Genomic DNA, 13,117 nt, shown 5'->3' with positions numbered 1-13,117 from the left:
GCACATACGGGACGGTCCGCCGCTGTTCTCCGATCTTGTGGAGCAGTCCGCGGCACTTCCCCTCAGCGCGCATCGTTACCATGCGTGGACGCACATTGCGACGACCACTGACGATGACGAGGGACGGGCGAGCGCGTGGCCGAGGCGGCAGACTTCCAGGGGACGAGTCCCTCACCTGCCCGCCGGTGGCTGCGGCGCACCGGCGCACTGCTCGCCGGGGCGCCTCTGCTGGCCGGCCTCCTTCAGCTGTCCGCCGTCGCGCCCGCCGGTGCGGCCGAGCAGACGTCCGCGAAGGCCGCCTCCGGCTCGCAGACGGTGTCCATCTCCCTGGACACGCTCAGCCCCAGCATCCCCACGGACGGGGACACCCTGACCGTCTCCGGGACGGTGACCAACAACGGCAAGCAGGCGGTCACCGACGCCCATGTGGGCCTGCGCCTGGGCCAGGCGCTGAGCACCCGCTCGGCGATCGACAGCGTCGCCAAGCGCACCGACTATGTCCAGGGCGTCGACGGCTCGGAGGTCGGCGACAAGTACACCGAGCAGTTCTCCAAGCTCACTCCGGGCGTCGCCGAGCCCTTCACCCTCTCCGTGCCGGTCGACAAGCTGGATCTCGGTGACGACGGCGTCTATCCGCTCGGTGTCTCGCTCTCCGGCCAGACCTCCGCGCAGCCGTGGGAGCAGGTGCTGGGCATCCAGCGGACGTTCCTGCCGTGGCAGCCCGACGAGGCGGACACGAAGACGAAGACGACGTATCTGTGGCCTCTCGTCTCCGGCGTCCACATGACGGCGCAGACGGGTTCCAACGAGCAGCAGACGCCGGTCTTCCTCAACGACGACCTCGCCAGGGAGATCGCCCCGGGCGGTCGCCTCGACCAGATGCTGTCGCTGGGCAAGGATCTCGACGTCACCTGGGTGATCGACCCGGACCTGCTGGCCTCCGTCGACGCGATGACCAGCAGTTACAAGATCCAGGGGGACGGCGACACCACGACGACGGGCACCCACCAGGCGGTCGCCAAGGCGTGGCTCGCCGAGCTTCAGTCGGCGGTCGCGGACAAGGAGGTCGTAGCCCTCCCCTTCGCCGACCCGGACCTGGCCTCCCTCGCCCACAACGGCACCAGCGTCACCGGCTCCCTGAGCCACCTCAAGGACGCCACCGACGTCGCCGCGAGCACCGTGGAGACGGTGCTGCACGTGACGCCGAACACGGACTTCGCGTGGCCGGTGAACGGCGCCGTGGACCCGTCGATCATCAAGGTCGCCACGTCGGCCGGCGCCGACAAGGTGATCGCCCGCAGCGACAGCCTCCAGGAGACCGGCGGCCTGTCGTACACGCCCTCAGCCGCCCGACCCATCGGCGGCGGTACGACGGCGGTGGTCGCGGACGCGCGCCTCTCGACGGCGTTCGAGGGCGACCTGACGAAGGCCGGGGCCGCCACGCTCGCCGAGCAGCAGTTCCTCGCCCAGAGCCTGGCGCTCGACCTGCAGACGGACAAGCAGCGCAGCATCGTCGTCGCCCCGCAGCGCATGCCGACCGGGAGCCAGGCCCAGACGATGGCCGAGGCGCTGACGACCCTCCAGGGCAGCACCTGGACCGAGTCGCAGGGGCTCGCCGCGGCGGCCAAGGCCAAGCCCGACCCGAACGCCACCACGAAGATCCCGTCGTCCTCCTCGTACCCCTCCTCGCTGCGCAAGCAGGAGCTGCCGAAGGTGGCCTTCGAGCAGATCGCGGCCACCCAGGACAAGCTCGACAACTTCCGGGTGATCCTCACCGACGAGTCCCGGGTCGTGACCCCGTTCGGGCGGGCCATGAACCGTGAGATGTCCACGTCGTGGCGGGGGCAGGCGGGCGAGGCGGCCAACTTCCGCCAGAGCGTGCTGGATTATCTCGACGACCTCACCAACCAGGTGAAGCTGATCGACAAGTCCGAGACCAAGCTCTCGGGCCGCAGCGCCACGATCCCCGTGACCGTGCAGAACAACCTGGTGCAGGGCGTCGAGCACCTGGTCCTGCGCCTCACCTCGACGAGCCCCACGCGACTGAAGATCGGCGACAAGGCCTACACGGAGCAGCGGGTCACGGTCAACGGCGGGCACAGCCAGTCCGTGAAGTTCACCACCTCGGCCAACGCCAACGGCAAGGTGACCGTGATCGCGCAGCTGTACACGGAGGACGGCCAGGAGTACGGACAGGCCGTCAGCTTCGACGTGAAGGTCACCGAGGTCACGGCCACCGTCATGCTGGTCATCGGCGGCGGTGTCCTGCTGCTCGTCCTCGCCGGCTTCCGGATGTACACCCACCGCAAGCGCGCCGTCGCCCGCCAGGCCGAGGAAGAGGGTCCCGACGGACCCGACGACGGGGCGGCCGAGGAACCCGACGGCCCGGAGAACCCCGAAGGCCCCCAGGGCCGTCTCAAGGAGGAGTCCGGCACTCCGTCCCGGGCAGACGACCCGGAGCACCCGAGTGACCCGACACCGGACACCGCACCGGAAAGCGCCGACCCGTCCGGCACGGGTGAGAGAGTGGACCGTTGAGCGATGTCGTGGCCGGTGGGCCCGGGGACGATGAGGTGGGGTAACCATGAACGCGCCGTACGACGGTGACCGCGGTCAGGGCGCGGGCGGCTCGGGCTACCCCGAGGGCCCGCCGCCCGAACACGGCCAGGTGCCGCCGCAGCCCCCCGCGGACATGTACCTCCAGGACGCCTACGACCAGGACCCCTACCGGGCGCAGGACCTCTCCGCCCAGGACCCGGTCGCCGAGGCGCTCTACGACCGTGCCGCACACCCCCCGCCGCCTCCGGGCACGTACCAGCCGCAGCCCCCGCTCTACGCGCAGCCACCCCAGTCCCCGTACGCCCCCGACCCCCGCGTGTGGGCGCAGACCCCGGCGCCCGAGCCGGAGGGCCCGACCCAGTACCTGCCGTACGGCGACGATGCCCGGACGACCCAGTTCGTGGGCGTGGACGACCTGGTGACCGGAGCCGGCGAGGAGCACCACGAGCCGGACGCCTTCGCGCATCTCTTCCGGGATCAGGGCCAGGGCGGCGGACGTCCGCAGATGAATTCCCCTGCGGTCCCCGGCCCGTCCCCGGCACCGCCCTCGGGCCAGGCGCCCCCGGCGCCGATGTCCGACGCCACGATGCAGCTCACTCCTACAGCACCGGCACCGGTGCCCGCGGCCGCTCCCAAGAAGGGCGGGAAGGCCTCCGGCCTGCTGAAGTCGAGCGCCGTGATGGCGGCGGGCACGATGGTCTCCCGCCTGACCGGCTTCGTCCGCTCCGCGCTGATCGTCGCGGCGCTGGGCACGGCTCTCCTCGGCGACACCTTCCAGGTCGCCTACCAGCTGCCGACGATGATCTACATCCTGACCGTCGGCGGCGGACTCAACTCCGTCTTCGTGCCGCAGCTCGTGCGCGCCATGAAGGAGGACGACGACGGCGGCGAGGCGTTCGCCAACCGTCTGCTGACCCTGGTCATCGTGGCGCTCGGAGTGCTGACCGCGCTGGCGATGTTCGCGGCACCTCTCCTGGTCCGCCTGCTGTCGGTGAAGGTCGCCAGCGACCCGGCGGCCGACAGTGTCGCCATCACCTTCACCCGCTACTTCCTGCCCTCGATCTTCTTCATGGGCATCCACGTGGTGATGGGCCAGATCCTCAACGCCCGCGGCAAGTTCGGCGCGATGATGTGGACCCCGGTCCTCAACAACGTCGTCATCATCGTGACGCTCGGCATGTTCCTCTGGGTGTACGGCACCTCGGCCGACTCCGGTATGGGCGTCCAGAACATCCCGCCGGAGGCCCAACGCCTCCTGGGCATCGGTGTTCTGCTCGGTCTGGTCGTCCAGGCGCTGGCGATGATCCCGTACCTGCGCGAAACCGGGTTCAGGCTGCGGCTGCGGTTCGACTGGAAGGGCCACGGCCTCGGCAAGGCCGCGATGCTCGCCAAGTGGACCGTCCTCTTCGTCCTCGCGAACCAGGCGGGTGCCCTCGTGGTCACCCAGCTCGCCACCGCGTCGGTCGCGGACACGAACATCGCCGGGACCGGATTCAGCGCCTACGCCAACGCCCAGCTCATCTGGGGTCTGCCGCAGGCCATCATCACGGTGTCCCTCATGGCAGCCCTGCTGCCGCGCATCTCGCGCTCGGCCGCCGAGGGCGACGGCGGAGCCGTCCGCGACGACATCTCCCAGGGTCTGCGCACGACCGCCGTCGCGATCGTGCCGATCGCCTTCGGCCTGCTGGCCCTCGGCATCCCGATGTGCACCCTGATCTTCGGCTCCTCGGGTACCGGCGCGGCCACCAACATGGGCTTCATGCTGATGGCCTTCGCCCTCGGCCTGATCCCTTACTCGGTGCAGTACGTCGTCCTGCGGGCCTTCTACGCCTACGAGGACACCCGGACGCCCTTCTACAACACCGTCATCGTGGCCGCGGTCAACGCGGGTGCCTCGGCGGTCTGTTACTTCGTGCTCCCGGCCCGCTGGGCCGTGGTGGGCATGGCGGCCTCGTACGGCCTCGCGTACGCGACCGGTGTCGGTGTCGCCTGGAACCGGCTGCGCAAGCGGCTGAACGGCGACCTGGACGGCACGCGCGTGCTGCGGACGTACGCTCGGCTCAGCATCGCCTCCGTGCCGGCCGCACTGCTCAGTGGTGCGGCTTGCTACGGGATCGGCCATACCCTCGGCCAAGGCGTCGTCGGCTCGTTCGCGGCGCTCGTGGTGGGTGGGGCCGTACTGCTCGGAATCTTCTACGTCGCGGCCCGGCGCATGCGCATCGAGGAGCTCAACTCCCTCGTGGGCATGGTGCGCGGGCGCTTGGGGCGCTGAGGCGGGGGCACACGCACAACCATCGTCTGCCGCTGTGTGTCGTGCATAGCGGCAGACTGTGGGCACAATTGGTTTCGGCGTCGAACAGCGTGCAACGGATGGGGAGGCAGGAGCGACGGTGGCGGAACGGAGCACGGCTGCCGTCGACGTGGCAGACAACAGCGGCGACGAGCCGCTGACCGCCAAGGCGGACCAGTCCACGGCCGACGGGGTGGCCCAGAACCCGGAGCGGGACACGGAGAGCGACAAGGCACAGGGGAGTGGCGGGATCGAGGAAACCGAGAAGGCCTCGCCTCCCGAACTGCACAGCGGTCACAAGCTCGCCAGACGCTATCGCCTCGAAGAGTGCGTCACCCGTCTGGACGGCTTCAGCAGTTGGCGCGCGGTGGACGAGAAACTCCGCCGTGCCGTCGGCGTCCACATCCTGCCCGCGGATCATGCGAGGGCCCGCTCGGTGCTGGCCGCGGCCCGTTCCTCGGCGCTGCTGGGTGATCCCCGCTTCGTCCAGGTCCTGGACGCCGTGGAGGAGAACGACCTCGTCTACGTCGTGCACGAATGGCTGCCCGACGCCACGGAACTGACGGCGCTTCTGGCCCCCGGCCCGCTGGAGGTGCACGACGCCTACCAGATGGTCAGTCAGATCGCCTCGGCCATGGCCGCCGCGCACCGCGAGGGCCTCGCCCATCTGCGCCTGAACCCGAACGCGGTGCTGCGCACCTCGTCCGGCCAGTGGCGCATCCGCGGCCTGGCCGTCAACGCCGCACTGCGCGGCATCAGTTCGGACACCCCGCAGCGCACGGACACAGAGGCGATCGGCGCCCTCCTGTACGCGGCGCTCACCCAGCGCTGGCCGTACGAGAGCGACGCCTACGGCCTGTCCGGGCTACCCAAGGGTGTCGGTCTCATCGCCCCCGACCAGGTGCGCGCCGGTGTCCACCGCGGTCTGTCGGAGCTCGCCATGCGCGCCCTCGCCAACGACGGTGCCACAGCCTCCCGGCACGAGTCGGCGTGCACCACGCCGGAGGAGTTGGTGAAGGCGATCGGCGAGATGCCCCGCATCCGCCCGCCGGAGCCCGCGTTCACCGCACCGCCCGAGTACCAGCGCACGACATACCAGCAGGGCACGTACGGCCGTCCGTCGCCGCCCGGTGCCACCCAGGTTCCGCCGACCCCGCCGCCCCCGCTCCAGAGCCGCACCGGCAAGGTCCTCAAGTGGGCCGTGTCCGCGCTGCTGATCGCCGCACTGGGCCTGGGCAGTTGGCAGCTCGCGGACGCGCTCATGAACCAGGGCAACAAGTCCGAGGACACGAAGCAGACGCAGACGACCGACGGGAACGACAAGAGCGGCGACAAGACCAAGCCGGTCAAGACGCTCGCGATCCAGGGCGCCGAGGAGTTCGTGGCGAAGGGCGACGCCCAGCACCCGAACGACGTCGACAAGACCTACGACGGCAAGGCGTCGACGTACTGGCGGACTTCCAGCTTCATAGGGGGCCCGGTGCTCGCGCCGTACAAGCCGGGCGTGGGCATCGTCTACGACCTCGGTTCGGTCCAGGACGTCTCCACGGCGACCATAGGGCTCTACTACAGCGGCGATCACACGACGGTGAAGCTCTACGCGACCAACTCGCTGTCGCCCTCCTCGCTGGACTCCATGACACAGCTCGGCACCGTCACGACGACCGGTACCAGTGCCACGGTGAAGGTCACCAAGCACCTGAAGAGCCGGTACGTTCTTGTCTGGCTCACCGCTCTGCCGCACGCGGACAGCGACCAGTACAGCGACGCCGGCTACAAGCAGGCCATCACCGACGTGAAGTTCACGGGCTGACGTCTCACCGGAGGGGGAGGGGGTCCGATGGCGGAAGGCGCCGGATACGACGGAACGAGCGATCAGGATCTGCTCGCCCGCCATGTCGAAGGCGACCCGGACGCCTTCGGTGAGCTCGTAAGGCGGCACCGGGACCGGCTCTGGGCCGTGGCCCTGCGCACGCTGGGAGACCGCGAGGAGGCCGCTGACGCGGTCCAGGACGCCCTCGTCTCCGCCTACCGGGCCGCCCACACCTTCCGCGGCCAGTCGGCCGTCACGACCTGGCTGCACCGCATCACGGTGAACGCCTGCCTGGACCGCGCCCGCAAGGCCGCCTCCAGGAAGACGTCCCCGGTCGACGACACCGAGCGCCTGGAACAGCTCCTGGAACCGCACGAGTCGGCCTCGGCTCCCGCGGAACGCAACGACCTGCACCGCCAACTGCTTGAAGCCCTGGGCACCCTCCCGCCCGACCAGCGCGCCGCCCTCGTCCTCGTGGACATGCAGGGCTACCCCGTCGCGGAGGCCGCCCGCATGCTCGATGTGCCGACCGGCACGGTGAAGAGCCGCTGCGCCCGCGGAAGAGCCAGACTGCTGCCGTTGCTCACCCATCTACGGCCGGAAAGAGCCGGTGACGGCAAGGAACCGGGCGCTGGACGGAACCGGGCGCAGGGGACATCCGTCCCACCGGCAGCGGGACCTCGCGACGGAGGTCCCAAGGATGCAGGGCCGAGCGATTCAGCTGCTGTGAAGGGCGGAGGTGGGCGAGCGTGACATCCACGACAGACACGGCCGGGCACCCGGACGTCGCGGAGATCTCCGACCTCACCGAGGGCCTTCTCCCGCCGTCCAGGACAGCCGAGGTACGACGGCATCTGGACGAGTGCGCACTCTGTGCGGACGTCCACGACTCGCTGGAGGAGATCCGGGGGCTGCTGGGCAGCATGCCCGGACCGCCGCGCATGCCCGCCGAGGTCGCGGGCCGTATCGACGCAGCCCTCGCCGCGGAGGCCCTGCTGGGCTCCACCTCACCCGAGTCCCTCGCCGCGCCGACGTTGGTGAGCGCGTCCCGAGCCACATCGGGCGAGGACGGCGAGCACACCGAGGCACATGTTTCACGTGAAACATCGCCTACGGCGGACCGCCCGTCAGGACACGCACACGCGGCGACCGGTCCCGGACGCAACAAGGACCGCAAGGAGCGGACTCGCGGCGGACGTCGCGGGCGGATCGTCCTGGGAGCCGTATTCACCGCGGCCGTTCTGGGAGCCGGCTCCCTGTTCATCCAGTCGCTGGGCGACCACACCTCGTCCGACACGGGTCAGGGGAACTCGACCAGCTCCGCGGACACCTTCTCCAAGGGGAAGCTGGAGACCGAGGTCTCGGATCTCCTCTCCACCAAGTCGGCCACGAGTCAGGGCGCCAACAGTGAGAAGCCCTGGAACGTCGCGTCCGATCCCGGCGGCATGGAGTCGTCCACCAAGACTCCCAAGACCCTGATCGAACCGTCCGGCTCCATCCCGGACTGCATCCGGCAGGGCGTCGACCGTGGCAACACGGATGTCCTCGGTTTCAAGAAGGGCACCTACAACGGGACCGCCGCCTATCTCGTGGTGCTCCCCGACGCTTCCGACAACAGCCGTGTCACGGCCTACGTCGTCGACGCGACCTGCGTGAGCCGCCAGACATCCACTCCTGGCAAGGTCCTTCTGACGCGATCGTTCCCGCATTCCTGACTCCGGACGTCTCCTCTCCATCCGCCGTGGCGATTCCCTACCACGTGCCGTCTCCGTGTGCCCGGACACAGCGGGAATGCGGGCCCCGTAGGATCCGTTGGGTGGTGTGGAGGCTCCGACAGGGGGCTCCCACCGGTCGTACTGACGCAGTCCAGAGACGAGGAACCAAGCCGTGAGCGACGTCCGAAACGTGATCATCATCGGCTCCGGGCCCGCCGGCTACACGGCGGCGCTCTACACCGCGCGCGCGTCGCTGAAGCCGCTGGTGTTCGAAGGTGCCGTCACCGCTGGTGGCGCGCTGATGAACACCACCGAGGTCGAGAACTTCCCCGGCTTCCAGGACGGCATCATGGGCCCCGAGCTCATGGACAACATGCGCGCCCAGGCCGAGCGCTTCGGTGCCGAGCTGATCCCGGACGATGTGGTCTCCGTCGACCTGACCGGTGAGATCAAGACCGTCACGGACACCTCGGGCACCGTGCACCAGGCGAAGGCCGTCATCGTCACCACCGGCTCGCAGCACCGCAAGCTCGGCCTGCCGAACGAGGACGCGTTGTCCGGCCGGGGCGTTTCCTGGTGTGCCACCTGTGACGGATTCTTCTTCAAAGACCAGGACATCGCCGTCATCGGCGGTGGCGACACGGCGATGGAGGAGGCGACCTTCCTCTCCCGTTTCGCCAAGTCCGTGACCATCGTCCACCGCCGGGACAGCCTGCGCGCCTCCAAGGCGATGCAGGAGCGTGCCTTCGCCGACCCGAAGATCAAGTTCGTCTGGGACAGCGAGGTCGCCGAGATCGAGGGCGACCCCAAGCTCGCCGGCCTCAAGCTGCGCAACCTGAAGACCGGGGAGCTCTCGGACCTGGCGGTGACGGGCCTGTTCATCGCGATCGGCCACGACCCCCGCACGGAGCTCTTCAAGGGCCAGCTCGACCTGGACGGGGAGGGCTACCTGAAGGTCGAGGCGCCCTCGACCCGCACAAACCTGACCGGTGTCTTCGGCGCCGGTGACGTCGTCGACCACACCTACCGCCAGGCGATCACCGCCGCCGGCACTGGCTGCTCCGCTGCTCTGGACACCGAGCATTTCCTTGCCGCTCTCGCGGACAAGGAGCAGGCGGAGCCCGCGAAGACCACCGTCTGACCCCCATCCTCCCCACCGCACGATCAAGTTAAGGAGCCCGCCGTGGCCGGCACTCTGAAGAATGTGACCGACGCTTCCTTCGACGAGGACGTCCTCAAGAGCGACAAGCCCGTCCTGGTGGACTTCTGGGCTTCCTGGTGCGGTCCGTGCCGCCAGATCGCTCCGTCCCTCGAAGCCATCGCTGCCGAGCACGGCGACGCGATCGAGATCGTCAAGCTCAACATCGACGAGAACCCGGCTACGGCCGCCCGGTACGGCGTCATGTCCATCCCGACCCTGAACGTCTACCAGGGTGGCGAGGTCGCCAAGACCATCGTCGGCGCCAAGCCGAAGGCCGCGATCCTTCGCGACCTCGACGAGTTCATCGCCAGCAAGTGATGTTTCACGTGAAACCGTGTTTCACGTGAAACATGAAGGGGCCGACTCTCCGGAGTCGGCCCCTTCGCTTTAGAGCGGTCGAAGCGCTGGTTCCTTCTGTACGGCTCCCAGCAACCGGTCGAGCGCCATCTCCACGTCTTCCTTCCAGGAGAGCGTCGTACGCAGCTCCAGCCTCAGCCGTGGATAGGCGGGGTGCTGACGGACCGTCTTGAAGCCCACGGCGAGCAGATGGTCGGCGGGCAGGACGCAGGCGGCCTCTTTCGCGCGGGCATCACCGAAGGCCTCGATCGCCTTGAAGCCCCGCCGCAACAGATCCTTGGCCACCGTCTGCACCATGACCCGGCCCAGTCCTTGCCCCTGATAGCCAGGCATGATGAACGACGTCATCAACTGCACGGCGTCCGGTGACACGGGGCTCGTGGGAAACGCCGTCGAGCGGGGGACATAGGCAGGGGGCGCGTAGAGGACGAAGCCCACCGGCACGTCATCGACGTAGACGACGCGCCCGCAGGAGCCCCAGTCCAGGAGGACGGCGGAGATCCAGGCTTCCTTCTCCAGGGCCGCCGTGCCCGCCTTTACCGCGGCTTGCCCCCTGACGGGGTCCAGCTCCCAGAAGACGCACGACTGACAACGGTTGGGAATGTCCGGGAGGTTGTCCAGCGTGAGCGGTACGAGCCGACGCCCCATGAAGGCTGATCCTCGCTTCCTTCGCCCGCAGCGCCACGGGCGGCTGTCAGAGCGCTGCGTTCCCTGAGCAGACTGCCGACGAAGCCGCCGACCGCCCCCAGGCCCAGACCCGCGCTCACCAGTCCGGTGCGGCTCACCGTTCGCATGGCCCCCGCCTCCCCTAAGAGGTGCTGCCAGGTGGATGCGCCATACCCGAACGCATCGTATCGACGATGCGATTGCATCGATACCGTCAGAAAGCAAAGAGCGGGCCGCGTTCCGGTACACACCGGACACGGCCCGCTCTGCTGGTCGGGCGGACAGAACCGTCGGCAGGACGGCTCAGGCCTCGTCCTCCGAGTCGTCGTCCAGCAGACTCCGCTGCAGGACCGGCCCCTCACCCGGAGCCAACGAACCGAGGATCCGCTCAAGGTCCTCCATCGAGGCGAACTCGACAGTGATCTTCCCCTTCTTCTGGCCCAGGTCGACCTTCACCCGGGTCTCGAAGCGATCCGAGAGACGTGTGGCGAGATCGGACAGCGCCGGGGAGACCAGAGCGCCGGCCCGCGGTCCCTTGGAGCGCTGAGCGGTCTGGGGCCGCGAACCCATCAGGGTCACGATCTCCTCGACGGCCCGCACCGAGAGCCCCTCGGCCACGATCCGGTGGGCCAGCCGGTCCTGCTCCTCCGAGTCGTCCACGGAGAGCAGCGCCCGGGCGTGACCGGCGGAGAGGACTCCGGCGGCGACACGGCGCTGGACCGACGGCGAGAGCTTCAGCAGACGCAGGGTGTTGGAGACCTGCGGACGCGAACGTCCGATGCGATCCGCCAGCTGGTCGTGCGTGCAGTTGAAGTCCTTGAGCAACTGGTCGTAGGCAGCCGCCTCTTCGAGCGGGTTCAGCTGGGCGCGGTGCAGGTTCTCCAGGAGGGCGTCCAGGAGAAGCTTCTCGTCGTCCGTGGCCCGCACGATCGCCGGGATCGCCTCCAGGCCCGCCTCACGGCAGGCCCGCCAGCGCCGCTCGCCCATGATGAGCTCGTAGCTCGTCGGGCCGATCTGCCGTACGACGACGGGCTGGAGGAGGCCGACCTCCTTGATGGAGGTGACGAGCTCTTGCAGCGCGTCCTCGTCGAAGACCTCACGGGGCTGGCGCGAGTTCGGCGTGATGGAGTCGAGGGGCAGCTCGGCGAAGTAGGCACCGATGGGAGGCGCGAACGTCTCCACGGCGCCGTTCGACGACGGCTCCTCCATGTCGTAGGAAACCGGCGGCAGCGTGGTGACCTTCGCCGCGGCCACTCCCCGGTCGCCGGTGATGACCGGAACAGCCGTCGGGGAAGCGGAGCCCATGGCGGCCGGAGCCACCGTCTTCTCCCCGGTCGGGGCTGCGGGGATCAGTGCGCCGAGCCCACGGCCCAAACCCCTCCGTCGCTCGCTCACTGAATGCCCTCCACCATGCTCTGGTCGCTCTGAGCGCCGATGTGCGCATGCGGTGCGTCGTAGCTGACGCCCACACCCTTCAGCGCGATTTCCCTTGCTGCCTCAAAGTAGGAGAGGGCACCGCTCGATCCGGGATCGTAGGTCAGTACCGTCTGCCCATAACTCGGCGCCTCGGAGATACGGACCGAGCGGGGAATGCTCGTCCGCAGCACCTCGTCGCCGAAGTGACTGCGCACCTCGTCCGCGACCTGGGACGCGAGACGCGTCCGGCCGTCGTACATGGTGAGCAGGATGGTCGACACATGCAGGTTGGGGTTGAGGTGCCCCCGAACCAGGTCGACGTTGCGGAGCAACTGTCCGAGGCCTTCCAGCGCGTAGTACTCGCACTGGATCGGGATGAGGACCTCCGCACCGGCGACCAACGCGTTGACCGTCAGCAGGCCGAGCGAGGGCGGACAGTCGATGAGGATGTAGTCCAGCGGCTGCTCGTAGGCCTGGATCGCCCGCTGGAGTCTGCTCTCTCGTGCCACCAGGGACACCAGCTCGATCTCCGCACCGGCGAGATCGATCGTGGCGGGGGCACAGAAGAGACCCTCGACATCGGGGACCGGTTGCACGACCTCGGAGAGAGGCCGGCTGTCGACCAACACGTCATAGATGGAAGGGACTTCCGCGTGGTGATCGATCCCCAGTGCCGTGGACGCATTGCCCTGTGGGTCGAGGTCGACCACCAGAACACGGGCGCCGTGCAGTGCCAGCGAAGCGGCAAGATTGACGGTCGTCGTCGTCTTGCCCACCCCGCCCTTCTGGTTGGCGACGACCATGATGCGGGTCTGCTCAGGACGTGGCAGGCCCTCGCCGGCACGGCCTAGGGCTTCCACCGCCAGTTGGGCAGCACGACCGATGGGAGTGTCGTCCATAGGGGGCGGTGTTTCACGTGAAACATCCTCCCCCATCGACTCGGTACGGGGACCGGGGACCGGATCGGTCATCGGTCCCGCGATGTTGGCGTCGGACCGCAAGGATTCACTCTCCTCGACTTCAGGCTCGCAATGAACAGAGCCTCCCATGTCTTCAGGGTCGTGAACCAGTGAGGCCTGTTGTTCTGTGGAGAATTCCAC

10 protein-coding genes are annotated in these 13,117 nt (G+C 68.8%); 7 read left to right on the top strand and 3 right to left on the bottom strand.

Annotated elements, in window-relative coordinates; translation table 11 throughout:
• Positions 1 to 135: 135 nt before the first annotated feature.
• The 7 genes from OG504_RS27160 to trxA all read left to right on the top strand — a co-directional run bounded on the left by OG504_RS27160 (position 136) and on the right by trxA (position 9,896).
• Positions 136 to 2,538 (top strand): DUF6049 family protein, encoded by a 2,403-nt coding sequence (locus OG504_RS27160; protein ID WP_405992162.1) that lies wholly within the window; start codon positions 136 to 138, stop codon positions 2,536 to 2,538.
• A gap of 46 nt (positions 2,539 to 2,584) precedes the next feature.
• A complete protein-coding gene (gene murJ / locus OG504_RS27155) occupies positions 2,585 to 4,831 on the top strand; it encodes a murein biosynthesis integral membrane protein MurJ (RefSeq protein ID WP_405992161.1) in 2,247 nt (748 codons plus the stop codon).
• 118 nt (positions 4,832 to 4,949) lie between these two features.
• The gene (locus OG504_RS27150) at positions 4,950 to 6,662 is read left to right on the top strand and encodes a protein kinase family protein (RefSeq protein ID WP_405992160.1); all 1,713 of its coding nucleotides are present in this window, start codon (positions 4,950 to 4,952) and stop codon (positions 6,660 to 6,662) included.
• Between the two features lie 27 nt (positions 6,663 to 6,689).
• Positions 6,690 to 7,415, top strand: coding sequence for an RNA polymerase sigma factor SigM (sigM, locus tag OG504_RS27145; protein WP_033285742.1), 726 nt, complete (start codon positions 6,690 to 6,692; stop codon positions 7,413 to 7,415).
• On the top strand, positions 7,412 to 8,377 hold the full coding sequence (locus tag OG504_RS27140) for a hypothetical protein (protein ID WP_405992159.1): 966 nt from the start codon (positions 7,412 to 7,414) through the stop codon (positions 8,375 to 8,377). The genes sigM and OG504_RS27140 overlap by 4 nt, the downstream gene beginning before the upstream one ends.
• A gap of 172 nt (positions 8,378 to 8,549) precedes the next feature.
• Positions 8,550 to 9,518 carry a thioredoxin-disulfide reductase gene (trxB, locus tag OG504_RS27135; protein WP_019055145.1) on the top strand — a complete coding sequence of 323 codons (969 nt, stop codon included), beginning with the start codon at positions 8,550 to 8,552 and terminating at the stop codon, positions 9,516 to 9,518.
• A gap of 42 nt (positions 9,519 to 9,560) precedes the next feature.
• Positions 9,561 to 9,896, top strand: coding sequence for a thioredoxin (gene trxA, locus OG504_RS27130; RefSeq protein ID WP_327402795.1), 336 nt, complete (start codon positions 9,561 to 9,563; stop codon positions 9,894 to 9,896).
• Between the two features lie 69 nt (positions 9,897 to 9,965).
• Here the strand turns inward: trxA and OG504_RS27125 are convergent, their stop codons facing one another.
• The 3 genes from OG504_RS27125 to OG504_RS27115 form a co-directional block, all read right to left on the bottom strand.
• Positions 9,966 to 10,583 (bottom strand): GNAT family N-acetyltransferase, encoded by a 618-nt coding sequence (locus OG504_RS27125; RefSeq protein WP_405992158.1) that lies wholly within the window; start codon positions 10,581 to 10,583, stop codon positions 9,966 to 9,968.
• 321 nt (positions 10,584 to 10,904) lie between these two features.
• Positions 10,905 to 11,996 carry a ParB/RepB/Spo0J family partition protein gene (locus OG504_RS27120; RefSeq protein WP_405992157.1) on the bottom strand — a complete coding sequence of 364 codons (1,092 nt, stop codon included), beginning with the start codon at positions 11,994 to 11,996 and terminating at the stop codon, positions 10,905 to 10,907.
• Positions 11,993 to 13,066 carry a ParA family protein gene (locus OG504_RS27115; RefSeq protein WP_078532690.1) on the bottom strand — a complete coding sequence of 358 codons (1,074 nt, stop codon included), beginning with the start codon at positions 13,064 to 13,066 and terminating at the stop codon, positions 11,993 to 11,995. The genes OG504_RS27120 and OG504_RS27115 overlap by 4 nt, the downstream gene beginning before the upstream one ends.
• Positions 13,067 to 13,117 lie beyond the last annotated feature (51 nt).

Origin of the sequence: Streptomyces sp. NBC_00986, assembly GCF_045162565.1 — a bacterium.
Classification (GTDB): domain Bacteria; phylum Actinomycetota; class Actinomycetes; order Streptomycetales; family Streptomycetaceae; genus Streptomyces.
This window is presented reverse-complemented; position numbering and strand designations above follow the sequence as displayed.

Bases quoted from the DNA above. Each gene is read 5' to 3' on its own strand.
- murJ (WP_405992161.1), top strand. From the start codon at position 2,585: ATGAACGCGCCGTACGACGGTGACCGCGGTCAGGGCGCGGGCGGCTCG.
- sigM (WP_033285742.1), top strand. From the start codon at position 6,690: ATGGCGGAAGGCGCCGGATACGACGGAACGAGCGATCAGGATCTGCTC.
- OG504_RS27125 (WP_405992158.1), bottom strand. From the start codon at position 10,583: ATGGGGCGTCGGCTCGTACCGCTCACGCTGGACAACCTCCCGGACATT.
- OG504_RS27115 (WP_078532690.1), bottom strand. From the start codon at position 13,066: ATGGGAGGCTCTGTTCATTGCGAGCCTGAAGTCGAGGAGAGTGAATCC.